This is a genomic window from Micromonospora sp. CNB394, assembly GCF_000374985.1.
GTDB classification, from domain to species: domain Bacteria; phylum Actinomycetota; class Actinomycetes; order Mycobacteriales; family Micromonosporaceae; genus Micromonospora; species Micromonospora marina.
In genome coordinates this window covers 36475-61505 of record NZ_KB895856.1, presented here as the reverse complement: position 1 = coordinate 61505, position 25031 = coordinate 36475, and the positions used below count along the sequence as shown (strand labels likewise).

Sequence of the window (25031 nt, the reverse complement as noted above, 5' to 3'; positions counted from 1 at the left end):
CGTCGGAGCGGTTCGCGTGGGCCGGTTGACCTCCCGGGCCTGAGCGGTGGCGGTGGGTGGTGTCGGCACGCCCGACACCACGCACCGTTTCGTGCATCGACTTGCGGCTGCCGTCGGGCAAGGTCTTCGACGACCGGGTGGAGCCTGCGGCAGCCCTCGCACCGGCAGCGAGCTGCGTGAGTCCGGCTGGTACCTCTCCGGCCACACGATCGCGCAGCTCATGGCTGACCGGGATCCGCACGGACGAGGGCAAGCGCCATCCGGTCGCCGTCAACGGCCTGCGGATGCATCGTTCTACCACCCACCCGGGCTGATCTGCGCGGTCCCGGGGTTCCGTGCCTGGCCGTCTTCCGGCGTCGGGGGCCCGAAGAGGGGCGAACGCGCCGCCGTTCATTGCAGAGAATCCACGTTCGCTGATACCGTATCGGCGCTGACCGGTGCATCGATACACTGAGGAGTTTGCCGCAGTTCGGCTCGAAGCACGCCGTCCCCGGACTTACCAGCACGAGGTGTTTCGAGCCAGGCACGGACCACTTCGGTGTTCCCGACTCCACAACCGGGAGGCCGCGCCTTCCCAGACACACCCCATCCACCAGAAGAGAAGGGCATTCACCTCGTGAGAACAGCTCATCGGCGCGCGCTTTTCGTGGCGCGCGCCACTGTCGTCGGTCTGATCACCACAGTCGCCTTCGGGGCTGTCGCCGCCACCGCGAGCGCCGACACCGGCAGCCTGGACAACCCCGGCTTCGAGCGGGGCCGCCTCGCTGGTTGGGAGATCGTCCGAGCCAAGGACGTCGCCCTCTCCGACATCGGCAGGTCCGGCGACCATTCGGCGAAGATCGAAGGGAGGAAGGGGCAGATCCGGCAGGAAGTCGCTGTGCTGCCCGAGACCTCCTACACCCTGACGGCCTACGTCCGCGGCGAGGGGGTCATCGGTGCCACCGTCGGCGGTGAGGACATCACCGCCTCCGGTGGTGGCCGAGAGTTCGAACAGGTCAGCGTCGAGTTCAACTCCGGTAGCGCTGGTGTCGTCGAGATCTTCGCGGCCTACGGCGGCGAGACCGGCCGGTTCGACGACTTCAGCCTGAGCGCGACGCCGTCCCCGCGCGCCGGCTTCGATCCCACGGTCTGGGATGACTCGGAGGCGGGCGACTACATCCGGTCCAGCGATCCCTACGTCTTGCGCTTCGACGGCCTGGAGCGGTTCACCGTCACTGGCAGCGGCGGCGGACCTCGCGACGAGCTGAAGACACCGCAGGCCGCCAGGATGCCGTCCGATGAGATCTATGAGTCCTTCTCGGCTGACCTCACCCTCGACCTCGACGACGGTGTCAAGCTCATCGCCCACCAGGTCCACGCCGGTACCGGCGCCGGGTTCTCCACCCAGGCCAAGCTCTACATCCAGGACTCCAGCCCGCTCGGGATCTTCAAGGGCGAAGGCGAGTCCGGCTTTACGATCGACGACTATCCGCTGCTCGAGGGGGTGCCCAGTAACGGCGTCTTCGACGTGTACGTCCGTGTCCAGATCCCTGGATTCGTGAGTGGCGACGGCGAGATCAACGAGAAGATCTTCGACCTCGGCACCATCCGGAGCGGCAAGACCATGAGGTACGAGTTCATCAACGACCACGGTGTGGTCACCGTCAACTCGACCATCGGCCGGAAGTCCGTCAGCTTCACGTACGACATGCAGGACTCTGCCGCGTCCTACATGAAGTTCGGCAGCTACGTCCAGGCTCAGGATGCCGAGAGCGGCTGCAACGTCACCAATGATCTCAACTGTGAATACCCTGGCTGGGTGCCGTACGGCGTCGCTGCCAATCCGGCTGAGGCGGAGGTGCTCTGGCGCAGGTACTTCGCCGACTCCAACATCGATCGGGCCCGGGTGACCTTCCGCAATGTGGTGCACGAGGGGGGCCCGCTCCAGTAAGACCTGCCGCGCAGGCCGGGTTTCGGTCCTGGCGGCCCCTGATCGCTTCGTCTGTCGCTCGGCTGCACCCCTCCCGCCGGGGAGGGGTGCAGCCGAGTTTCGCTGCTCAGCATCGACGGCGGCACTGGGTCGTTAGACGGGTAAACCGTCTGGATGGACATTCCCCCCGGAGGCGTGACATTGACATCATTCTTGGCATTTCGGGCTCCAAGCATCAGGCTCCGCCGACCGGGACTCGCGACCGCGTCGAGACTGGCTGCGGTATCGCTCGTGTTCGTGGCGTTGGGGACGGTGCCGACCGGTGTGTCGCACGCGGCCGGTCCGTCGCCGACCGCAGGTCCCGCCGGCACCGGGCTGGCATGGGGTTTCAACGGCTTCGGTCAGTTGGGGAACGGCACCAGCGGGCCCGGCACCGACAGCGACGTGCCCGTCCCGGTGGACCTGCCGGCCGGCACCACGATCACTGACATCGCCGCCGGCAGCAGCCAGAATCCGGGCCCGCACAGTATGGCGCTGACGTCCACCGGCGCCGTACTCGCTTGGGGCAACAACTTCTGGGGCCAGTTGGGGAACGGCGCCAGCGGACCCGGTACCGACAGCGACGTGCCCGTCCCGGTGAAGCTGCCGACCGGCGTCACGATCACCGCCATCTCCGCGAATGGGTCTAACAGTATGGCGCTGACGTCCACCGGCGCCGTACTCGCTTGGGGCAACAACTTCTGGGGCCAGTTGGGGAACGGCGCCAGCGGACCCGGCGTCGACAGTGACCTGCCCGTCCCGGTGAAGGTGCCGGCCGGCGTCACGATCACCGCCATCGCCTCGGGTGGGGCAAACAGTATGGCGCTGACCTCCACCGGCACCGTGCTCGCCTGGGGCAACAACTATTACGGCCAGCTGGGAAACAACGTCTTCGGAGGCATCAGCGACGTGCCCGTGCCGGTGAAGCTGCCGGCCGGCGTCACGATCACCGCCATCGCCGCCGGCGGCGGACACAATCTGGCGCTGACCTCCACCGGGGCCGTGCTCGCCTGGGGTCGGAACAGGTCCGGCCAGTTGGGAATCGGCACCAGCGGGCCCGGCACCGACAGCAGCGTGCCCGTCCCGGTGATCCTGCAGCCCCGCACCACAGTCACCGCCCTCAGCGGCGGCTACGAACACAGTCTGGCCGTGACCTCCACCGGTGCCGCACTCGCCTGGGGCAACAACGCCTCCGGTCAACTGGGAAACGGCACCAACGGACCCGGCACCGACAGCGACGTGCCCGTCCCGGTGAACCTGCCGGCCGGCACCACAGTCACCGCCGTCGCCGGAGGCGGGGCACACAGTCTGGCCGTGACCTCCACCGGCGCCGCACTCGCCTGGGGCAACAACGCCTCCGGCCAACTGGGAAACGGCACCTACGGACCCGGCACCGACAGCGACGTGCCCGTCCCGGTGAACCTGCCGCCCCGCACCACAGTCACCGCCATCGCCGCCGGCGGCTGCCCGTGCGGACCGACCAACGGCCGGGACGTGAACTTCCACAGCCTCGCTGTCGCAACAGCGTCGGCTGCGCCGACGTCAACCACCACCGTGCGAATGTCTCCCGCAGACCCGCGGCCCGGCCAACCCGTCACCTTCACCGCCACCGTGACCTGTGATGCCGGCACCCCCGCCGGAACGGTGACCTTCCTGGACGGCACCACGGCCCTGGGCAGCGCATCCCTGTCCGGCAGCCCCACCGCCACGGCGACATTCACCGTCGAGAGCCTGACACCCGGCAACCACACGATCCGTGCCCGCTACCACGGCGCCGGAGACTGCTCAGCCTCGGAATCCAGCCCTCTCGCCGTCACGATCCCCAGGCCCGCCCTTCCGGTGACGGGAGCCAGCCTGCCCGCTGCCCTGGCCACCGGCATCCTGCTCGTACTCGCCGGCACCACTCTGGTCCTCACGGCTCGCCGACTCCGAACGCACCACACGTCCGACTGACCGCCGGGAACCCGGCAGCCAGCGCGCCAACCCTCGTACCGGTCTCCTGGACGAGGGTTGGCGCGGCAGGGCGAAGGGCTGCCGGGGGACCGATAACGATCATGTAACGGACGCGAACCTTTTCTGGGGCGTCACCGCTCTCTCTCGGCATCGGCCCGCCGGGGCCAGGAGAGGACGTCGGATGAAGCTGGTGTGGAGGCGGGCGAAAGAGGCCCGAGGGCTGCTGCTTGCTGCCGCTGTCGCGGCACTCGTCGCGGTCGCGCTTGTCACCGGGCTCTCCGACTACAACCGCCGGGCGGTGGAGGCCGGCGCCCGCGCCGTGCTCGACGCCGCGCCGGCCGAGGAACGCAGCCTGCTGATCAGCGGCTCCGGCGGCGCCGACGCCGTCGCGTTCGCCGAGCGGGACCGCGCGGTCCGGGAGCAGTTCGCCGACGGGCTCGGCGGCGCCCCGGTCACCGTGGCCGCGACCCGCTCCGGGACCGGCCGGGAGCTGACCGGTGACGTGGGTGCCGCCCGTACCGACGACGACCCGATGTTCGCCAACCTGGCCACGCTCGACGACCTGCCCGCGCACGCCGAACTGGCCGCTGGGGCGTGGCCGGTGCCCGGCAGCAACCCGTTGCAGGTGACGGTGCCGGAGAAGGTGGCCGCGCAACTGGGCCTGGAGGTCGGGGAACGGGTGCCGCTGTACGACCGGGGTGCCGAACGCGCTGGCACCGTGGTGGTCGTCGGCACGTGGCGCCCACGGGACGCGACCGCGGCGTACTGGCGTCTCGCCCCCGGGGTGGGGGAGAGCCAGGGCGACGCGGAGGTCACCTCGTACGGGCCGTTCGCGCTCGACCCGGCCGACTTCGCCCGCACCTTCCCGGGCTCCACCTCGGCGGCCTGGGTGGTCGACCCCGACCTGGTGGCGGTCGAGCCGGCCCGGCTGTCCGCCGTGACCACGGCGCTGGACGAGATCACCGGGAAGCTGCCCGAGGCCACCGGCCTGGGCTCCTCGACCCAGCAGGTCAGCCACCTGGACCGGCTCGTCGACCGGCTCAGCCGGGCCGACCTGGTGGGCCGGTCCGCGCTGCTCACCCCGCTGCTGCTGATCGTGGTGCTCGGCGGGTACGCACTGGTGCTGGTGGCCGCGCTGCTCAACGAGGACCGGCGGGCGCAGACCGCGCTGCTGCGGGCCCGGGGCGCCGCCCGGGGGCAGATCGCCGGGCTGGCCGTACGCGAGGCGACGCTCGTGGTGGCCCCGGCGCTGCTGCTGGCCCCGGCACTGACCGGGCAGGCGATTCACTACCTGGGCGCGGACCTGGGGCTGGCCGGCGGCGACCTGGCCCGGGTGTGGATGGTGGCGGTCGGCGCGGCGGTCGGCTGCCTGCTCGCCATGACACTGCCGGCGATGCGCCGGGCCGGCACGTACGTCGCGGACATGGCCGCCCGGTCCCGCCCCTCCCGAGGGGCGGCGGTGCAGCGGGCGAGCGTGGACGTGGCGCTGGTGGCGCTCGCCGTGCTCGCCTGGACCCAACTGCGGCAGTACTCCTCGCCGCTGGCCGGCGCGAACGGCAGCCTCGGCATCGACCCGCTGCTCGCCGCCGCGCCCACCATCGGCGTGCTGGCCGGTGCGGTGATCGCGCTGCGGCTGCTGCCCCCGACCACCCGGATCGCGGAACGCTTCGTCGACCGGCGGACCTGGAACGCCACCATGTTCGGCATGTGGCAGGCGGGCCGCCGCCCACACGCCGGGCCGGTGCTGCTGCTCGCGCTCGCCGTCGGCGGCAGCACGCTCGCCTGGTCGCTGGTCGCCTCCTGGGAACGCTCGCAGCGCGACCAGGCCCAGCACACGGTCGGTGCGGACCTGCGGCTGACCGAGCGCAACGGCACCGCCCCGGCCGACCGGGCCGCCGCGCTCGCCGCCGTGCCCGGCCTGGCCCGGGTGCTGCCCGCCTGGCGCGACGACGCGCGCCTGGGCCGCGAGGCCCGGCAGGCGACGGTGGTGGCGGTGGACGCCGCCGCCGCGAAGGGCATGATCCGGCTGGACGACGCCGACGGCGGCGCGTCCGCCGGGGCCCTGCTGGACCGGCTCGCCGAGGGCCGGGCCACGCCGGTCGGCGGTGTCCTGCCCGCCGGGGCGAAGACGCTGTCGGGCACCGTCCGTACGCCGGTCGAGAGCATGTTCGACACGCCCCAGGTGGTGGTGACCGCGCTGCTCACCACCGACGCGGGGGCCACCTGGCGGGTCCGGCTGGCCGAGGCCGGCGGCGAGGGACGGCCGGTGCGCTTCTCCGTGCCGCTGCCGGACACCGGCGGCGTCCCGCTGCGCCTGGCCGGCTTCGAGGCCGACGGCGGCGACGCCACCGGCAGCTCGTACCGGCTGCTCCTGGACGAGCTGCGGCTCACCGACGCCTCCGGAGCGGCCCTGCCGGTGCCGGTGGAGGGGGCCTGGCGGGTGATCGACCCGGGCAGCGGCCCGCGCCGGGACGCGCGGGCGACCCCCACCCGGGTGGACGCGACGCAGAGCTTCGATGTGCCCGAAGGGCTGTTGCAGTTCGCCCGCACACCCTCGTCCCGGTTCGCCGTGGTGCCCCGGGCCGAGGATCCGCCGGTGCCGGTGCTGATCACGCCGGGGGTCGCCGCCGCGCTGAGCGTGCAAACCGGGGACACCGTCAAGCTGTCCGTCGCCGAGGTGACCCTGGAGGTCACGGTGGCCGGCCAGATCGCCGCGATTCCCGGCACCACCGGCGACGGCGTGCTGCTGGACCTGCCCACCGCCACCACGCAACTGCTGGAACGCAGCGGCGGCGTCCGGCCGGTGGCCGAGTGGTGGCTGGACACCACCCCCGGCGGGCACACCGCCGCAGCCGACGCGCTCGCCTCGACCCGCGGCACGGTCCTGCTGGACCGGCGGGCGGTGGCCGCCGAGGCCGCCGAGAGTCCGTACTGGCAGGGTGCGCGCACCGGCCTGCTGGCCGCCGCGCTCGGCTCGGCGCTGCTCGCCCTGGTCGGCCTGGCGGTCGACGTCTGGGCCACCACCCGGCGCCGGCTCACCGAACTGGCCGTGCTCAACACGCTCGGCGCGAACACCCGGCTGCTGGCCCGCGCGTACCTCGCCGAGCAGACCTTCCTGGCCGCGATCGGCGTCGGCGTCGGGATGCTGGTGGGCGCCCTCGTCGCGGCCACCATGGTGCCGCTGGTGATCCTCACCCCGGCCGCGGGACGGCCGGTGCCCGAGGCGGCCTTCACCGTCCCGTGGGTGCCGATCGGGACGACAGCCGCCGGGCTGCTGCTCGCCGCGCTCGCCTTCGCCGCCCTCATCACCACCGGCATCCGCCAGCGGGTCGCCGCCGTGCAGCTCCGGATCGGAGGAGAACGATGAGCCTTCCTGGTGCCGCGCGCCGGGTCCGCGCATACGGGGGACAGTTCCTGCTGCTCGCCGTCCTGACCCTGGTGACCGCCCTGCTGATCACCGGGGTGCCCCGGGTCGCCGACCGGCTGACCGGGCAGGGGCTCACCGAGTACGTCGCCGGGCAGCCGGTGGCCCGCCGCGACCTCACGTACAGCACCGCGCCGACCGTCGTCCCGCCCGCGGAACAGCCCGTCGTCGCCGGCCGAGGGGCGCAGCTCGCGGCGATCGAGGAGAAGATGCCTGCCGAGGTGCGCGCCACGATCGGCGAGCGCTGGTTCGCGGCGCAGACCGTGCCCGGCCGGCTGGTCGGTCCGACGTTGCGCGACGACAAGGGACTGATCGACCTGCACCTGCGGGCCGGAACCGGCATCCGGGAGGCGGCCACCCTGGTCGACGGCCGGTGGCCCGAACGCGGCGTCACACCTGCCGGTGCGATCGAGGTGACGCTCGCCGAGACGATCGCCACCACTCTCGGCCTGGCGGCCGGTGACCGGTTCCGCTTCTCGCTGCTGAACGCCGACGGCAACGTCCTCAAGTCCCGCCCGGTCGACCTGGTCGGTGTGTGGCGGCCGAACGACCCGGCCGGTGGTGTCTGGGACACACTGCCGTCGATGCTGAAGCTCGCCCCGCCGGAGAACGACGGCGACCCGTTCGTGGGCGTCGCGTACACGGCCGACGCGGGCCTCGACTCGATCACCGGTCAGGGCTGGCCGGTGACGTTCGGCTGGCGTTACCGGATCGCCCCGGACCGGCTCGAACCGGGCCGCCTCGACGCGCTGATCGCCGACGTCGACGGGCTGGACCGGGCCCGGCCCACCGAGATCGAGATGGCGCTCAGCCAGGGCGTGGACATCCCGCTTCGGCGCTTCGCCGACTCGCTGGCCGCCGCGCAGACCCTGCTCGCGGTCATCGCGGCCGGGCTGCTCGCCACGCTGGCCGGGCTGACGCTGCTGGCCGCCCGGCTGGCCGCGCGCCGCCGCCGCGCCGAGTTCCACCTGATCCGGGCGCGCGGCGGCTCGACCGGCGCGGTGCTGCGCCGTGGCCTGGCCGAGTCGCTGCTGGTACTGCCGGCCGCGGCCGGTGTCGGCTGGCTGCTCGGCGGGTTGCTGCCCGGCTCCGGGGCGTCGTGGGGCTGGGTGCTGATCGCCGCGCTCCTGGCCACGCTGCTGCCGCCGCTCGCCGCGCTCGCGGCCGGCCGCGCCGGTGGCCGCTCCGACCTGGGCGGCCGGTCGCCGGCCGTCCGGCTCACCGTCGAGGTGGTCGTGCTCGGGCTCGCCGTGCTCGGCGCGTTCCTGCTGCGCCGCCGTGGGCTCACCGCCGGTACGGTCGACCCGCTGCTGATCTCCGTGCCGGTGCTGCTGGCGATCGCGGCGGCGCTGCTGGTGCTGCGCGCGTACCCCTGGCCGTTGCGGCTGGTGAGCCGCCTCGCTGCCCGGGCGCGCGGCAGCGTCGCGTTCCTCGGCACCGCCCGTGCGGGCCGGGCCGCGAGCACCGGGCCGCTGGTCGTCGTGGTGATGGCCGTCGCCACCGCCGCGTTCTGCGGCGTGGTGGCGACCGGCATCGAGACCGGCCGGGACACCGCCGCCGCCCACGCCGTGCCAGGTGACCTGCTGGTACGCGGGGAGCGCTTCACGCCGGACACCGCTGGGAGACTGGCCGAGCTGCCCGGGGTACGCGCTGTCGCGCCGGTGCTGACCATTCCGGCCGAACGTCCGTACGCCGACCGGGCCGGACGCCCCGCCCCGATCACCGAGCTGCGCGTGGTGCTCGTGGACGGGGAGCGGTTCGCCGAGGTGGCGCGGCAGGCAGACGTACCGGTGAGCGTGCCCGACCCGGTGCGGGCCCGCACCGACGGGAGCACGCCGCTGCCGGCGCTGGTGTCCCCGGCGGTGGCCGGGGAACTGGCCGACGCCGGGCTCGCCGACGCGCAGGGTGACCGGCCCGCCTGGCTGGACGTGCAGGGCAACCGGCTGCCGGTGCGGACCGCCGCCACAGTCGACGAGTTCGCGCTCGTGGGCGAGGACGTACGCCGGTTCGTGGTGCTGCCGTGGCCGGCGTTGCCGGCCGACGCCCCGCACCAGCTCGCGCCCACCGGTTTCGTGCTCGCCGGATCCGGTGTCGACGCGGCCGAGGTGGACCGGGTGGCGCAGGACGGGCAGCGGCGCTACCTGCGCATCGGCGGGGTCGATACCGGGGACAAGGCCCGCGCGCCCGAGGTGACGACCCGTTCGGCGGTGCGCGCCGACCTGGGCGGGGCCGGCGTGAACGGCCTGCTGGTCTTCGGCTTCGTGCTCGGCGCCGGCGGCGGCGCCGCGCTGGGGCTCCTGGGGCTCGCGCTCGCCGTGCTCGCCGGGGCCCGCTCGCGCGGGCAGGTGCTGTCCCGGCTGCGCACCATGGGCCTGTCCCGCCGGCAGTGGCGCGGGCTGCTGATGGTGGAGCTGACGCCGCTGGTGCTGGTGTCGGTGCTCACCGGAGCGGTGGTCGGCGCGTTGCTGCCGCTGCTGCTCACACCGGTGCTCGGCCTGCCCGCCTTCACCGGGGGCGTGGAGGTGCGCCCGAGTTTCGAACCCGGCCTGATGGCCGGGGTGTCGGTCCTGGCCATGCTGGCCCTCGGCTTCGCGATCACCGTGGAAGCCGTGAACAACCGCCGGTTGCGCCTCGGTGAGGTGCTACGGCTCGGAGAGGAGAGCTGACATGACCGCGACCGCTTCCGGCCATCCGGGTCCGGCGCGTCTCACGCCGCGCGGCGAACCGTCGCCCGCCGTACCGGATCTGGCGTCGCTGCAACAGCGGGCCGCCCAGCGCGCCGCCGAACGGGCCGGCGGGCGCGACCGGCTGCGCGGGCACATCGTCTGCGACGGCCTGGTGCGCATCTTCAAGACCGAGGGCGTCGAGGTCGTCGCGCTCCAGGGCCTCGACCTGGTGATCGACCGGGGCGAGCTGGTCGCGATCGTCGGCGCCTCCGGTTCCGGCAAGTCGACGCTGCTGAACATCCTCTCCGGCCTGGACACCCCGACCGCCGGTATCGCCCGGGTCGCCGACTACGACCTGCTGTCGCTGTCGAACAAGCGGCGGCTCGCGTACCGGCGCGACGTGGTCGGGTTCATCTGGCAGCAGACCGGCCGCAACCTGCTGCCGTACCTGACCGCGCTGGAGAACGTGGAACTGCCGATGAAGCTGGCCGGACGGGCCGGCGGCGGACGCAAGCGGCGGGAACGGGCCCGTGAGCTGCTGGACATGGTGGGCGTCGGCTACTGCGCGGACCGCCGGCCGGGTCAGATGAGCGGCGGCGAACAGCAGCGCTGCGCGGTCGCCGTGGCGGTCGCGAACGACCCGGAGATCCTCTTCGCCGACGAGCCGACCGGCGAGCTGGACGAGGCCACCGGCGCCGAGGTCTTCGCCGCGCTGCGCACCATCAACGCCGAACTGGGGGTCACCATCGTGGTGGTCACCCACGACCACGCCGTGGCCGGGCAGGTCCGCCGCACCGTCGCGATCCGCGACGGCCGGACCGCCTCCGAGGTACGCCGGACCGCGCGCGTCACCGCCGACGGCGGCACCGAGATGGTCAGCGAGGAGTACGCGGTGCTGGACCGCACCGGCCGGATGCAGCTGCCGGCACAGTTCGTGGAGGCGCTGTCCCTGCGCGACCGGGTCCGGCTCAACCTGGAACCCGACCACGTCGAGGTGCGCCCCGGCGACCGGGCGCACGGCGAGGAGAGTGAGTGATGACCGACCAGACAGTGGCGCTGCCGGCCGTGCCGGCGTCGGCCGTCGAGGACGTGGTCCGGGTCGAGGGGGTGAGCCGTACCTTCGGCAAGGGGAAGCACGCCGTCCACGCCGTGCGGGACGTCTCGTTCACGGCGGGACGCGGTGAGCTGGTCGCCGTCCGGGGCCGCTCCGGCGCCGGCAAGACCACGCTGCTGAACCTGGTCGGCGGCCTGGACCGGCCGGACGCCGGGCGGATCCGGGTGGCCGGGCACGACGTCACCGCCGCCGGTGAGCGGGAGCTGCTGTCGTTGCGCCGGGGCACCATCGGGTTCGTGTTCCAGACGTTCGGCCTCGTGCCGATCCTGTCCGCGGCGGAGAACGTGGGGGTGCCGCTGCGGCTGGCCAGGGTGCCGGCCGCCGAGCGGGAGCAGCGGGTGGCGGTGCTGCTGGAACTGGTCGGGCTGGGCGGGCACGCGGCGCAGCGCCCGTACGAGCTGTCCGGCGGCCAGCAGCAGCGCGTGGCGGTGGCCCGGGCACTGGCGAACGAGCCGGACCTGCTGATCGCCGACGAGCCGACCGGTCAGCTCGACTCCGAGACCGGGCGGTCGATCATGGATCTGCTCCGGGCGGTGGTGCACGCCCGGGGCATGACCGCGCTGGTCGCCACGCACGATCCGGCGCTCATCGAGCTGGCCGACCGTACGCTTACGCTGCGCGACGGCCGGTTGGTGCCGGAGGACTGATCCGGGTGACCGGGCCGTCACCGGCGGCGGCCCGGTGCTCGGTGCGGGGTGGCGGCCGGGTCAGAGCGCCAGCTTCATGCCCTCGTGGCTGGCGACGAAGCCCAGGTCGCGGTAGAACCGGTGCGCGTCGGTGCGCTGCTTGTCGGTGGTGAGCTGCACCAGGGCGCAGCCGCGCTCCCGGGCCCGGTCGATCGCCCAGCACATCATCGTCCGGCCCAGCCCCCGGCCGCGCCGGTCCGAGCGGACCCGCACCGCCTCGATCAGGCACCGTTGCGCCCCGTGCCGGCCCAGCCCCGGGATGTACGTGAGCTGGAAACAGCCGACCAGTTCCCCGCCGTCGTCGGCGACGATGAGCTGGTTGCGCGGGTCGGCGTCCAGGTCCGCGAAGGCCCGCTCGTACGCCTCGTCCACCTCGGGCAGGTCGCGGGTGCGGCCCAGCACGTCGTCGGCGAGCAGCGCGAGCACGGCGGGCAGGTCGGCGCGAACCGCCTCCCGGAAGATCACCTCGGTCACCCGGCCAGCCTGGCACAGTGCCTCGCCCCGCTGTGGCCGGGGCGGCTTCCCGCCCCGGCCGCCCGCGCACCGTCACCGGCGTCCGGACCCCGGCCGCGCCGTCACCGGGCGGGGCAGCGCAGCCCCTCCCGGGGGACGGTCAGCGAGATCAGGTACGCGTCGACGGCCGACGTCACACACGACGTCTGCGGGTAGGCGGTGTGCCCCTCGCCCTCCCAGGTCAGCACGCGCCCGACCCCGAGCATGGACGCGAGCGCGGGCGTCTGCTCGTACGGCGTGGCCGGGTCGCCGGTGGTGCCGACCACCAGGATCGGCGGGGCGCCGTCCGCCCGGCCGGTCGGGTAGGGATCCCGCTCGCCGGGCCACTCCACGCAGCTCAGCATCCCCACCGCCAACGCGGGACCGAACAGCGGATATTTCTGCCGCCACTGCGACTGCAACGAGCGGACCTGCTCGCGGGTCGGCTTCTCGGTCTCGTCGGCGCAGTTGACCGCCAGATTGGCGTCGAACAGGTTCGAGTAGTGCCCGTCGGGCTCGCGGCCCGCGTACGAGTCGGCCAGCTTGAACACGCCGTCCGGGTCGCCGCCCTGCAGCTCGTCGATCGCCCGGGCCAGCTCCTGCCAGCCCTGCTCGGTGTAGAGCGACGAGATCACCGCGTAGAAGACCCATCCGGCGGTGGCCTCGCGGCCGTCCTGCGCGCGTACCGGGGAGGCCTTCGCCTTGGCGATCGCATCGGTGACCGCGCCCCGGGCGTCCGGGGCGATCGGGCAGCGACCCGCGTTCGCCGCGCACCACCTGGTGAAGTTGTCGAACGCCCGCTCGAAGCCCTTGGCCTGGCTCTCCGACCCGGCGATCAGGTTCTGCCGCGGGTCGACCGCGCCGTCGAGCACCAGTGCGCGCACGCGCTGCGGGTAGAGCTGCGCATAGGTGGCGCCGAGCAGTGTGCCGTAGGAGTAACCGAGGTACGTCAGCTTGTCGTCGCCGACCGCCGCGCGGACCGCGTCCATGTCCCGCGCCGCCTGCTCGGTGGCGTAGAGCGGAAGCTGGTCGCCGTACTTCGCGCCGCACCGCTCGCCGATGCGCCGGTTGAGGCCGACGAAGCCGTCGAACGACGACTGGCTCTCCGGGTCGGGGTCGTAGCCGAAGCTGGCGTCCAGGTCGGCGTCGGAGATGCACTTGACCGGGCTGGACCGGGCCACCCCGCGCGGGTCGAAGCCGACGATGTCGAACCGGTCGGTGATCGCCGTCGGCAGGCCGCCGAACGCCGGCCCGAAGGACAGGTAGACGGCGGTGTCGACGCCCGACGCCCCGGGACCGCCCGGGTTGATCACCAGCGAGCCGATCCGGTCACGCTGCTTGGTCGAGCGGGCCCGGATCAGCGCGATCTCGAACGTCTCCCCGGCGCCCGGCCCGGCGGTCGCGCCGGTGGTGGCCCCGGTGCCCCAGTTGCGCGGTACGGCGATCCGGGCGCAGTCGTAGCGCATGTCCGCCGCGCCCCGGCCGACCAGCTCGTCGGGCACCTCCGGGCAGGCCCGCCACTGCGGGGCGGTGCCCGGCGCAGCGGCCTCGCCCTCGCTCTCGGCGCGCGGGGCGAACGCCGGCAGCGTGCAGCCGGCGGTGAGCACCACCGCCGCGACGAACGCGGCCAGGGCGGGCCGGAACCGGCGGGGCCGGTCGGGGAAGCGGGTCACGTGGACGCCCTCCATGATCGTGTCGACCGTCAGGTTACGCCCGGCCGCGGGTGTCACCGGCCGTCGCCGCCGGGTCGCCGCGCAGCACCTCGTCGACGTCGTAGCGGATCGGGCGGTCGAGCTGGCCGTAGTCGCAGGAGCGGGGATCACGATCGGGCCGCCAGCGCAGGAACCGGGCGGTGTGCCGCAGCCGGTCGCCCTCCATGGCGTCGTACGCCACCTCGACCACCAGTGCCGGACGCAGCGGCTCCCACTCCAGGTTCTTGCCGCCGGTCCACCGGCTCACCCCGCCCGGGATGCGCTGACCCCGTTCGTGGTCGCCGTGCACCCACGGGTGCTCGCCGCCGACGTCGCGGTAGGGCTCCAGCTCGTCGAGCAGCTCCTTGCGGCGGGCCATGGTGAACGAGGAGCTGACGCCGATGTGGTGCAGCACGCCGTCGTCGTCGTAGAGGCCGAGCAGCAGCGAGCCGACCACCGGACCGGACTTGTGCCAGCGGAAACCGGCCACCACCGCGTCCATGGTGCGCGCGTGCTTGACCTTGAACATGAGCCGCTTGCCCGGCTCGTACGGCAGGTCGGCCGGCTTGACGATCAGCCCGTCCAGCCCGGCTCCCTCGAACACGTCGAACCAGCGGCGAGCCGTCTCCGGGTCGGTGGTCACCTGCGTGACGTGCACCGGCGGGCGCACCCCGGACAACGCCTGCTCCAGCCGCTCCCGGCGCCGGGGGTAGGGTTGATCGACGAGCAGCTCGTCGTCGATCGCCAGCAGGTCGAACGCGACGAAGTCGGCCGGGGTGGTCTCGGCCAGCAGTTTCACCCGGGAGGCGGCCGGATGGATCCGCTGGGCCAGCAGCTCGAAGTCGAGCCGCGGCTGGCCGCCCGGGCCGTCCCGGCGGATCACGATCAGCTCGCCGTCGACCGCGCACCGGGGCGGGAGCTGCCGGCGGGCCTGCTCGACCACCTCCGGGAAGTAGCGCGTCATCGACTTGCCGCCCCGGCTGGCCAGCTCGACCTCGTCGCCGTCGCGGAAGACGATGCAGCGGAAGCCGTCCCACTTCGGCTCGTAGGTCAGGCCGTGATCGGTGGGCAGCTCGGACACGCTCTTGGCCAGCATCGGCTCGACCGGAGGGTTGATCGGCAGGTCCACGGCGACCAGTCAACCAGACCCCACCGACAGTGGTGAGGCAGATCACCGCCGGTGGCCGGGTGTCGTGTCCCGTGCCGGCCGCGTTCGTCACCGCCGCCCGAATGGTGAAACCGCAGGTCAGAGCTACCGTCGCGGCGTGCCGGAGTGGAGTTGCGGATGCTGCGGGCGCTGGCGGGTCAGCGTCGAGATGATCCGTGGCCGGTACCGCTACCGGCTGGCGCACCGCTACCCGCCCGAGCACGGCGGCGGGGCGAACGTCCTCGGCGAGGTCGGCTCGGTCACCGAGCTGGAACGCCTGCTGAAGCGGTATGCCCCGGTCACCCTGGCCGACCTCCGCGAAGCCGCCTGACAGCGCGCCGCCTGACCTCCGCGCCGCCTGCCCCGGACCTCAGCTCACCACAGCGCTCCCGGGCGGCCGTACCCTGGCAGGGGTGTTCCCGTGACCGAGGAGGTGACCGGCGTGCCGGAGCTGACGTACCCGGAGGTGGGCGCGACCCGCGACGGCGGCCGGCCGGCCGGTTACCACCATCTGCGCCACCGGGTCCGGCTGCCGGACGGCGCTTTCCCGGTCGCGGCGGACGCGGTGCTCGGCTGGCGGCTGCACCGGGCGGCCGGCGTGGTGATGCGGACGGACGCGCCGCGCGCCGCGCCCGGGGTACGGGTCACGCCGGGACTCGGTGTCGGCCCGCTGCGGCTGTGGGGGCCGACCGAGGTGGTCTGGACGGTGGACGAGCCGGACCGGGCCGGGTTCGGCTACGGCACGCTGCCCGGCCACCCGGAGGTCGGCGAGGAGGCGTTCCTGGTGACCAGGGGCGCCGACGGCGTCTGGTTCGAGGTGACCGCGTTCAGCCGCCCGGCCCACTGGTACGCGCGGGCCGGCGGGCCGGTCGTGCTCGGCTTCCAGCGGGCGTACGCCTGGTGGCTGGGGCGGACGCTGCGGCGGCTGTGCCGGCGGCGCTGAGCGGTCAGTAGCGGGCGAAGGAACGGATCGGGGCGCGCGGGCCGTACTTCGGGGCCTGCACGCCTGCCGCCTCCAGCAGCACGCACACCCGGCCGCGGTGCCCCCGGAACGGCTCCAGCAGCGCCAGCATCCGGGCGTCGTCGCCGCGGGGCTCCCCGGCCAGCGCCCAGGCCACCGTGTTCGGCACATGGTAGTCGCCGACGCTCACCGCGTCCGGATCCCCGTACGCGATCCGCACCACCTCGGCGGCGGTCCACGGCCCGATGCCGGGGATCGCGGTGAGCCGCCCGGTGGCCTCCGCCGAGTCGGCGCAGCGTTCCAGCCGATCCGCGACGGCCGCCGCGCGGCGCAGCGTGTCGGCGCGCCGCTGCTCGACCCCGAACGGATGGAACACCCAGTACGGCGTGGCCGCCACCGCGGCGGGCTCCGGCGGCAGCAGCAGTGGTTGCAGCGGGCCGGGCGCGGGCTCGCGGAAGTGCCGGACGGTCGCGGCGTACGCCCGGTACGCCTCCTTGCCGGTGACCTTCTGCTCGAAGACCGCCCGCAGCAGCCGGGGAAAGATCTGGCCGGTGGCGGGCATCCGCAGCCCGTGGTGGGTGTGTGCCAGCCGGGCCACCAGCGGATGCGCGGCGGCGAGCGCGGCGAACCCGGTCAGGTCGTCGCACAGCCCGGCGATCCGGTCGGCCCGGTCGACCACCCGGGCCGCGCCCGGACCGTACCCCTCGGCGAGCAGCTCGCCGGCTTCCGGGCGCAGCGCCAGCGTGGCCGGGCCGTCCGGGGTGCGGGTGGCCCACCAGAAGGTGCCGGCGGCGATCCGCGCGCACGGATCGTACGGGCTGAACGTGAGCGCCCGCACCGACGGGGCCAGGCGGTAGCCGGCCGGCGGGCGCAGCGTGCGGCGGGCGTCGGGCGAGGTCACCGGGTCACTCTGCCACGCGGCCCGGCCGTGACGCCGGGCACGCCCGGCCGGGAGGCGGGCCGATGCCGGTACGGCCCACCTCCCGGGGTTCGCGACGGTGACCGGCCGCGCCCTCCCCGGCGGCGACCGGTCACCGTGTCCTGGTGCGTCAGTACGAGTAGTCCGAGCCGCCGCCGGAGCTGTCCGAGCTGCCCGCGGCGGGCGGCGCGACCGGCTTGGGGGTGCCGGTCGGCAGGCAGGTCAGGTTCTTCTTGCCGTTCGGGTCGACCACGAACCAGGTGCCGCCGACGCCCTGGCCCTTCCACTGGCCGGGCTCCTTGTCGCCGATGTAGCGGTAGACCGGCCAGCCGCCGATGGTGAGCTGCCGGGTGCCGTCCTGGCGGGTGATGGTGCCGACCTTGTCGTCGGAGACGCCGCGCAGCTGCGGGTTGCCGTCGGTGAGCGACGGCGGCCACACCTCGGCGCACTGGTCCACGCAGTTGGACTGCGGCGGGTCGTCGGAGTCCTTGTCGAACCGGTACAGCACCCAGCCGTCCTGGTCGGTGACGACGGTGCCCATCCGGGGCAGCTTCTTGCCGACCAGCTCGTCGGTGATCTGCACGTCGGACGGGGGCGCCTGGTCCGCGACCGGCTCCTGCTCGGGAGCCGCCGACGCCTCCGGTTCGGCCGCCGCGGTGGGTTCGGCCGCGGCGACGGCGACCGGCTCGGCCGCGCCCGAGTCCGCCCCGTTGTAGCCTGCGGGGGCGCAGGCCGTAAGTGCGACCATCGCGCTCGCGACGATGACGGTCGTCCGCTTGTGGTGTGCCACGTGCCCTCCTCGTTCTTGGCAGTTCGCCGAGTAGTACGGGCGCGGCACTGTCAAGGTTGAACCCGCAATGGTGGCACATTTCACAGTGGACCGATTGAACCGATGGACGCCGGCGTGCGTACGTCAGCACGAGGGGGTCCATCGGCCCGGGCACGACACGACGGCGCCGGGTGGCTCAGCCACCCGGCGCCGTCGTCGTACCGGATCAGATGCCGTCCACCGTCACCAGCGGACTCGCCACGCCGTTCGCGTCGACCGACTGCACCTGGAGCTTGTCCATGTCACGCACCGGTGTCGAGGTGGTGATGGTCAGCTCCAGCGGAAGCTGGTTCTGGTTCGTGCCGTAGCCGCCGACCGGCACCGACCAGGAGGAGACCACCTCGCTCGTGGCGTTCTTGCGGACCATCACCAGCCGGCACGTGCGCGGCCCCGGCAGGCGGCTGAGCTGCACCGCGATCTGCGTGCCGTACTCCTTGCGGGCCAGCCACATCGTGGTCTGCACGCCGGTCGCAGGGTCGGTCGCGTTGTGCTGGTCGCCCTCGATCCCCTCTTTCCCGCCGACGCCCGGGTCGTTCGGGTCGCCCGGCTCTCCGCTCGGCGCCACCGTCGGCGCGCCCGGCGTCGGCACCGCCTGCGGCGGCGCCGGCTCGTCGCCGAGCATCCCGGCCGCCGCCGCGCTCACGCCGCCGAACACCACCACTGCCGCCGCTGTCGCCAGCAACTGCCGCGCCCGGGTACGACGCCGGTCCCGCCGCACCGCCATCAGCGTCCGGTCCAGCAGCGCCGGATCGGTGTGCGTCTGCTCCAGCGCGGCCATCGCCTCGCCGTCGATGCCGGAGAGCAGCCCCACCACCGGGACCATCGTCTCCAGTTCCGCCGCGCAGGCCCAGCAGGTGGCCAGATGCTCCTCGAACCGCTCCGCGTCCTGCGCGTCCAGCACGCCGAGCGCGTACGCGGCGACGTCCATGTGATCGGCCCGGCTCATTCGGTCACCCCCCTCTCCTGCAGAGCCGTGCGCAGCGCGCGCAGCGCGTAGTAGACCCGCGACTTGGCGGTACCGAGCGGAAGCCCCAGCTCCTCGGCCGCCTCCGGCACGGTGCGCCCCCGGAAGTACGTCGCCACCAGGATCTCCCGGTGCGACTGGCTCAGCGTACGCAGCGCGTCCGCCACGGTCATCGTGCGCAGCACCCGGTCGGTGCTGTCCGACTCGGCGAACATGGTCAGATCCCGGTCGTACGTCTCGGGCGGGCGGGCCTGCTCGCTGCGGTGCTCGTCGATGGCGATCCGCCGGGCCACCGTGACCAGCCACGGGCGCAGCGAACCCTGCCCCTGCACACCGAGCCGGTGCGCGTTGCGCCAGGCCCGCAGCAGCGTCTCCTGCACGATGTCCTCGGCGCGCTGCCGGTCCCCGCCCGTCAGCCGCATCACGAACATCAGCAGCGGGCCGGCGTGCTCGGCGTACAGCAGGCGGATCAGCTGGTCGGAGTGGCTCGCCTCGGTGGAGGTCGCCTGGTGGCGTCCAGGAGCGGGTCGCGGCGGCACCGGGTCATTCTGGCGGTCGGTGGACCGGGCGTCGACCCCCCGGCCCGAACGCGAGGTGCGCGAGTGTGGTTGTGCCCGGGCGGACATCCACTCGGGCCGCGCCATCTCGCCGTGCCAGCCGGCCGCCACCGCATGCATGCAGACCTCCGCTGTCCAATGACATCAGCCGGCCCCCACGGGCATGGCCGCCCGGTGATACGCAGCGACCAGCCGATCGGATCAACGCTCGACCGAAAAAATTCCCGGCGGCGGGGGAGTGGAGTCGACGGCGTCCGCATCGTGGACCACCGCGGCACCGCTGGTGAACCGGTCCAGCTCCGGGCCGGCCAGCACCCGGCCGGGGAACCAGTCGCCGGCCGCCCGCCGGGTCAGCTCCGGCACCGGCGGCTCCACCCGGGACGCCACCAGCACCAGGTTGCCGTAGCGCCGGCCGCGCAGCACCGCCGCGTCGCCGACCAGGCAGGCCCGGGGCAGCACGGTCCGCACCGTCGCGACCTGCCCGCGGGCGTGCCGCAGCGGCGGGCCGTCCGCCACGTTCGCCAGGTAGCTGCCGCCGGGCGCGAGCACGCGGGCCACCTCGACGGCGTACTCCACCGAAGTCAGATGCGCGGGGGTACGGGCACCGGCGAACACGTCGGCCACGATCACGTCGTACGCGCCGTCCCGGCTCGACGTCAGCGTCGCCCGCGCGTCGGCCACCCGGACCTTCAGGCGCGGATCCGACGGCCACGGCAGCTCGCGGCGCACCAGATCGACCAGCGCCCCGTCCACCTCGGACACCCGCTGCGCCGAACCGGGCCGGGTGGCCCGCACGTAGCGGGGCAGGGTGAGCGCGCCGCCACCCAGGTGCAGCACCCGCAGCGGCGCCCCGGCCGGCGCCACCAGATCGAGCGCGGCGGCCAACCGCCGGACGTACTCGAACTCCAGGTGCGCCGGGTCGGTCAGGTCCACATGCGACTGCGGCGCGCCGTCCAGCAGCAGCGTCCAGGAGCCCGGGCGGTCGGCGTCCGGCACCAGCTCGGCCCGGCCGGTGTCGACGTCGGCCACCACCCGGTCGGAGTCGCGTCGCCGCCCCATCAGCGCCGCATCCCGCGCGCCGCGGCGGTGAGCACCCGGTGCAGCAGCCGCGCGTCGCCGAGCATCCCGCGCAGCCGGCGTTCCAGCCCGGCGATCGGCACCAGGTTCTGCGGGGCGCGCGGATCCTTGTACGGGGTGGAGGCGAACCGGGGCAGCGTCACCAGCGACAGGTCGGCCAGCGCGATCGCCTCCGGCACGGTCAGGTCGGCCGAGCACTCCACCCGCACGATGCCCGCCCAGGGCGCGCCCGCTCGCACCGGCAGCCGCAGATACCACGACCAGCCGCCCCAGGCCGTGCCCAGCCGGAACACCGGGCACCGCTCACCCGGCGCCAGCCCGGTCACCACGGCGGTGAGCCGGGCGTCGAGGTACTGGCTGTGCTGCGTCTTGATGTACCCGAGCGTGCGCGGCAGGTTGCGCCGGCTGCGCAGCGGGCCGTCCACCACCAGCAGGTCGCCGTCGGTGCGCACCGCGTCGGACACGGCCACCTCCAGCGCGGTCAGCGGCGCCTGCACCGCGGCCGGCAGCTTGCTCAGCTCACCGGTGCCGCTTACCCGGTGCACCGGGTAACGGACCGACCCGGCGATCACGTCCTGCGCCGACGGGCTGGCGGTGAACAGGCCGCGGCCCACCCGGGAACCGGCCATCTCGGCGGCGCCCCGCTCCAGGTCGCAGCGCACCACACCGGCCGCGTACGAGGCGGCGATGCCGGGGAACGAGCCGCCGTCCTCCTCGGCCGTCCAGACGCTGGCGTCGATCCGGCGTACCCCGTCGACGAGCAGCACCACGTCCGGCACCCGCACGTCCGCGCGGGGACCGATCGCCCGCCAGTCGGTGGCCGGCAGCTCGACGTCGGCGTCGACCTGGGCACTGCTCGGCGCGGCCGGCCCGGACCCGCCCGCCGCCTCGAACGACGCGCCGTACGCCGGATCCCAGGCGTCGACGAAGAACGCCGGCGACGGCCCGGTCACGCCGCGCCCCGCCGGAGCGTGCCGGTCACAGGCCGGTCCGTTCCACGCGGGCCGTCCGCGCGTCCTTGCGGACCTCGAACCGGACCGGGATGCGCTCGGCCAACGCCGGCACGTGGGTGACCACGCCGACCATCCGGTCACCCCGGGCGGCCAGGTTCTCCAGCGTCGCCGCGACCGTGTCCAGCGTCGCCGCGTCGAGCGTGCCGAAACCCTCGTCCAGGACGATCGACTCCAGGCTCGCGGCCGTGGTGGACATGCCGGCGAGCTGCTCGGACAGCGCCAGCGCCAGTGCCAGCGACGCCTGGAACGTCTCCCCGCCGGACAGCGTGCGCACCCCGCGCCGCAGACCGGCGTCGTGGTGGTCGACCACGAAGAACTCACCCTTGTCGTGCACCAGGTCGTACTGCCCCCCGGACAGCTCCCGCAGGATCCGCGACGCGCCGTCGACCAGCAGGTCCAGCGCCTCGGTGAGCAGCCAGCGCTCGAAGTTGTTCGCCCGCAGGTGCGCGGCGAGCGCCCGCGCCACCCGCGCCTCGTGCTCGTGCCCGGCCCGCTGCTCCCGCAGCCCGGCGGCCTGCTCGCGGCGCTCGTCGAGGCGGCGCAACTCCGCCTCGGCCCGCTCCACCGCCACCGCCACGTCGCGCGGCGCGTCCCGCGGGGCGTCCAGCCCGGCGGCGGTGAACGACGCGGCGATCCCGTCGGCGACCTCGGCCGCGGCCCGCTGCGCCGCCGCCACCGAGTCGGCCAGCCCGTCCCGCTCCGCGCGCCGCGCCCGCGCCTGCTCGCCCGCCCAGCCGGCCAGCGCCGTCCACGCCGCCGCCACGTCGTCCCGGTCGGCGGCCGGCGGCCCGAACCGGGCCAGCCCGTCGCGGACCGCGTCGAAGTCACGCCAGGCCCGGCGCAGCCGCTCCTGCGCGGCGTCCAGCGCGCCCCGCGCCCGCCGCGCCGCCTCCCGGCCGGCCCGCACCGCGCCCGCCGCCTCATCCAGCGCGGTCCGCAGCCGCGCGTGCTCGGCGAGCGCCTCGCGCAACCGCTCCGGCGCGGGCGCGTCCGCCAGTTGCTCGTCCAGCTCGGCCAGGCGCGCGCCGAGCTGGTCGTGCTGGGTCCGGGCGCGCAGCAGCACCCGGTCCAGGTCACGGGCCGCGGCGTCGCGTTCCTGCACCAGCCGTTTGGCCGCCTCGCTCGCCGCCCGCGCCGCCTTGCCCGCCTCGATCGCCCGGCTCACCGCCGAACCCTCCGGCACCGCCGGCACCGTGCCGACCGTCTGCTCGCACACCGGGCACGGCGCGCCGCCGACCAGGTGCGCCCGCAGGGCCACCGCCTGATCGGCGGCCTTCGCCTCCTCGTGCGCGCGGAACGCCGACTCCAGCTCCGCCTCGGCGCGCTGCGCGTCCGCCCGCGCCGCCGCCAGCGCCGCCACCGCCGCGTCGTGCTCGGTCCGCGCCGCGTCCACCGCCGCGCGGACCGTCGCCGCCTCCGCGGTCAGCCGGTCCCGGTCCGCGTACGCCCTCAGGTGCAGCCGCACCGCGCTCTCGTCACCGGCGGCGGCCAGCTCCCCGCGCAGCTTCTCCTCGCGCTCCTCGGCCAGCCCGACCGCGCCCGCCGCCTCGTCGGCGGCCACCCGGGCCGCCGCCACCGCCCGCGCCAGCTCGGCGGTGCCGTCCGGCGGCCGGACCCCGGCCAGCACACCCAGTTCGGCGTCGAGGGCGGCCAGCGCCGCGGCCCGCTCACCCGCCGTCGCCCGGGCCCGCTCCCACTCGGGTACGGCGGCAGCGACCGCCGCGGCCAGTTCCCGCATCGCGTCCACCCGCTCCCGGGCGGCGGCCAAGGCCTCGTCGTCGACGTCGGCGAGCCCGCCGAGCATCTTGTCGACCGCCTCCAGCTTCGCCTCGGCCTGCCCGGCCCGCTCGACCGCCTTCTTCTGCACCGACTCGTAGACGCCCAGCCCGAGCAGGTTCACCAGGATCTGCTGGCGGGTGGCCGGCTTGGCGTGCAGGAAATCGGCGAACTGCCCCTGCGGCAGCACCACGCAGGAGGTGAACTGCTCGTACGGCAGCCCGACCGCGTCCAGCACCGCCTGTTCCATCTCGGCCGGGGTGCCCGCCACCACCTCGCCCAGATCCTCCGGGCTGAGCCCGGTGTCGAGCTTGGTGACGTCGAAGCCCGGCGGCATGAGCTGCAGCCCGGCGTTCGCCGTCTTCACGGTGCCCCGGCCGTCGCGGCGCACCACCCGGGTCGCCACGTAGCGGTCCCCGGCGGACTCGAAGACCAGCCGCACCCGCGCCTCGGTGGCCGACGGCGCCAGCGCGTTCGCCAGCCCCCGGGCGCCGCCCCAGCGCGGCACGGTGCCGTAGAGCGCGAAGCAGATCGCGTCGAGCACCGTCGACTTGCCCGAACCGGTCGGCCCGATCAGCGCGAAGAAGTCGGCGTCGGTGAAGTCGACAGTGGTCTCGTCACGGAACACAGTGAACCCGGCCATGTCCAGTCGCATCGGTCGCATCAGTGCTCCACCTCCTCGAGCAGCTCGTCGAAGAGTTCCCGGACACCATCGTCGGCGTGCCCGCGGCTGTCCAGGTAGTCGCCGAACAACTCGCCCGGCGACCGGCCGGCCCGCTGGGCGGTCCGCGTGCCGCTGCCCGGCGCGGGCATCAGCTCCGGGTCGATCCGGATCTCCAGCGCCCGGGGCAGCAGCTCCTGCACCTCCTCGCGCAGCCCGGCCCGGGGCTGCTCCCGGACGTAGACGCGCAGCCAGCCCTCCGGCGGCTCGACCTCGGCGAGCTGTGCCAGCGTCCCGCGTACCGTGCGCAGCGGCACCGCGCCCGGCACCGGTACCTCGCGGACGCGGGCGGCGGTCGTGGCGGTCACCTCCACGATCGTCACCGACCCGACGTTCTCCTGCTCGCCGAAGTCGACGGCGAGCGGGCTGCCGCTGTAGCGGATCGGGCACGGGCCGATGACCCGCTGCGAGCGGTGCAGGTGACCCAGCGCCACGTAGTGCGCGTTGCCGGGGAAGACGGTGGCCGGTACGGCGTATCCGAGCACGGTGTGCGCGTCCCGCTCGCCGCCGCCGGTGCTCGCCCCGACCACTGTGAGGTGCGCGGTCACCAGGTGCACGCGGTCCGGCTCGGTGAACCCCTCGGCGAGGCGGTCCAGCACCCGGCCCAGGTGGTCGGCGTACGTCTGGTTAGCCTCGGCCGGGGTGAGCGTGTACATCTCCACCGCGCGCACCGCGTACCGCTGGGACAGGAACGGCAGCGCGGCGAGCCGCCACCGCTCCCCGCCCGCGGTGACCCCGTCGACGACATGCTCGTCCGGGTTCTCCCGGACACTGCCGCGCAGCGTGATCCCGGCCGCCTCGGCCCACGGCCGCAGCGCGTCCAGCGCCGCGCCGTTGTCGTGGTTGCCGCCGATCGCCACCACGTCGGCCCCGGTACGCCGCAGCGCGGTGAGCGCCCGCGTCACCAGCCGGGTCGCCTCCGGGGCCGGCGCGGCGGTGTCGTACAGGTCACCGGCGACGATCACCAGGTCGGGCCGTTCGCGCTGGGCGATGTCGATGACCTGGCCGAGGACCTGCTTGTGCTCCTCGGCCCGGGACTGCCCCTTGAGGACCTTGCCGACGTGCCAGTCGGAGGTGTGCAGGATCTTCATGT

General features: G+C 74.3%; 19 protein-coding genes. 8 read left to right on the top strand and 11 right to left on the bottom strand.

Annotated features, from left to right (window positions below):
* Nucleotides 1-646: 646 nt before the first annotated feature.
* From C569_RS0125095 to C569_RS0125070, 6 genes are all read left to right on the top strand, one after another.
* Entirely contained in the window at nt 647-1930 is a 1284-nt protein-coding gene (locus C569_RS0125095; RefSeq protein ID WP_018788494.1) for a hypothetical protein, read from the top strand.
* Nucleotides 1931-2083: 153 nt separating this feature from the next.
* Nucleotides 2084-3901 carry an Ig-like domain repeat protein gene (locus tag C569_RS0125090; RefSeq protein ID WP_081636019.1) on the top strand — a complete coding sequence of 606 codons (1818 nt, stop codon included), beginning with the start codon at nt 2084-2086 and terminating at the stop codon, nt 3899-3901.
* Nucleotides 3902-4082: 181 nt separating this feature from the next.
* The gene (locus C569_RS0125085) at nt 4083-7268 is read left to right on the top strand and encodes an FtsX-like permease family protein (protein WP_018788492.1); all 3186 of its coding nucleotides are present in this window, start codon (nt 4083-4085) and stop codon (nt 7266-7268) included.
* Nucleotides 7265-9991 carry an FtsX-like permease family protein gene (locus C569_RS0125080; protein WP_018788491.1) on the top strand — a complete coding sequence of 909 codons (2727 nt, stop codon included), beginning with the start codon at nt 7265-7267 and terminating at the stop codon, nt 9989-9991. Before C569_RS0125085 ends, C569_RS0125080 begins: the two co-directional genes overlap by 4 nt.
* A gap of 1 nt (nt 9992) precedes the next feature.
* A complete protein-coding gene (locus tag C569_RS0125075) occupies nt 9993-11027 on the top strand; it encodes an ABC transporter ATP-binding protein (RefSeq protein WP_018788490.1) in 1035 nt (344 codons plus the stop codon).
* Complete coding sequence (locus tag C569_RS0125070) at nt 11027-11752, top strand: ABC transporter ATP-binding protein (protein WP_018788489.1); 726 nt, start codon at nt 11027-11029, stop codon at nt 11750-11752. The genes C569_RS0125075 and C569_RS0125070 overlap by 1 nt, the downstream gene beginning before the upstream one ends.
* Nucleotides 11753-11812: 60 nt before the next feature.
* Here the strand turns inward: C569_RS0125070 and C569_RS0125065 are convergent, their stop codons facing one another.
* The 3 genes from C569_RS0125065 to C569_RS0125055 form a co-directional block, all read right to left on the bottom strand.
* Nucleotides 11813-12265: a GNAT family N-acetyltransferase gene (locus C569_RS0125065; protein WP_018788488.1), complete on the bottom strand. Its 453-nt coding sequence runs from the start codon at nt 12263-12265 to the stop codon at nt 11813-11815.
* Nucleotides 12266-12366: 101 nt separating this feature from the next.
* Nucleotides 12367-13971, bottom strand: coding sequence for an alpha/beta hydrolase (locus tag C569_RS0125060; protein ID WP_051090533.1), 1605 nt, complete (start codon nt 13969-13971; stop codon nt 12367-12369).
* A 19-nt stretch (nt 13972-13990) separates the two neighbouring features.
* Nucleotides 13991-15103: an ATP-dependent DNA ligase gene (locus tag C569_RS0125055; protein ID WP_018788486.1), complete on the bottom strand. Its 1113-nt coding sequence runs from the start codon at nt 15101-15103 to the stop codon at nt 13991-13993.
* A gap of 136 nt (nt 15104-15239) precedes the next feature.
* Between C569_RS0125055 and C569_RS0125050 the strand changes: the two genes are divergently transcribed.
* The gene (locus C569_RS0125050) at nt 15240-15452 is read left to right on the top strand and encodes a hypothetical protein (protein WP_026268617.1); all 213 of its coding nucleotides are present in this window, start codon (nt 15240-15242) and stop codon (nt 15450-15452) included.
* Between the two features lie 90 nt (nt 15453-15542).
* Nucleotides 15543-16064 (top strand): DUF1990 family protein, encoded by a 522-nt coding sequence (locus C569_RS0125045; protein WP_018788484.1) that lies wholly within the window; start codon nt 15543-15545, stop codon nt 16062-16064.
* A 4-nt stretch (nt 16065-16068) separates the two neighbouring features.
* On the opposite strand, the gene C569_RS0125040 is transcribed toward C569_RS0125045, so the two are convergent.
* The 8 genes from C569_RS0125040 to C569_RS0125005 all read right to left on the bottom strand — a co-directional run bounded on the left by C569_RS0125040 (nt 16069) and on the right by C569_RS0125005 (nt 25029).
* On the bottom strand, nt 16069-16983 hold the full coding sequence (locus tag C569_RS0125040) for a DNA-3-methyladenine glycosylase (protein WP_018788483.1): 915 nt from the start codon (nt 16981-16983) through the stop codon (nt 16069-16071).
* A gap of 148 nt (nt 16984-17131) precedes the next feature.
* Nucleotides 17132-17791: a hypothetical protein gene (locus tag C569_RS0125035; protein WP_018788482.1), complete on the bottom strand. Its 660-nt coding sequence runs from the start codon at nt 17789-17791 to the stop codon at nt 17132-17134.
* 205 nt (nt 17792-17996) lie between these two features.
* Nucleotides 17997-18776: an anti-sigma factor gene (locus C569_RS0125030; RefSeq protein WP_026268616.1), complete on the bottom strand. Its 780-nt coding sequence runs from the start codon at nt 18774-18776 to the stop codon at nt 17997-17999.
* Nucleotides 18773-19471, bottom strand: coding sequence for a sigma-70 family RNA polymerase sigma factor (locus C569_RS0125025; protein ID WP_026268615.1), 699 nt, complete (start codon nt 19469-19471; stop codon nt 18773-18775). The genes C569_RS0125030 and C569_RS0125025 overlap by 4 nt, the downstream gene beginning before the upstream one ends.
* Nucleotides 19472-19552: 81 nt before the next feature.
* Nucleotides 19553-20410, bottom strand: a complete 858-nt coding sequence (locus tag C569_RS0125020) for a spermidine synthase (RefSeq protein WP_018788479.1) — start codon at nt 20408-20410, stop codon at nt 19553-19555.
* Nucleotides 20410-21381: a hypothetical protein gene (locus tag C569_RS0125015; protein ID WP_018788478.1), complete on the bottom strand. Its 972-nt coding sequence runs from the start codon at nt 21379-21381 to the stop codon at nt 20410-20412. Before C569_RS0125015 ends, C569_RS0125020 begins: the two co-directional genes overlap by 1 nt.
* Before the next feature lie 25 nt (nt 21382-21406).
* Nucleotides 21407-23881 carry an AAA family ATPase gene (locus C569_RS0125010; RefSeq protein WP_026268614.1) on the bottom strand — a complete coding sequence of 825 codons (2475 nt, stop codon included), beginning with the start codon at nt 23879-23881 and terminating at the stop codon, nt 21407-21409.
* The gene (locus tag C569_RS0125005) at nt 23881-25029 is read right to left on the bottom strand and encodes an exonuclease SbcCD subunit D (protein ID WP_018788476.1); all 1149 of its coding nucleotides are present in this window, start codon (nt 25027-25029) and stop codon (nt 23881-23883) included. The genes C569_RS0125010 and C569_RS0125005 overlap by 1 nt, the downstream gene beginning before the upstream one ends.
* Nucleotides 25030-25031 lie beyond the last annotated feature (2 nt).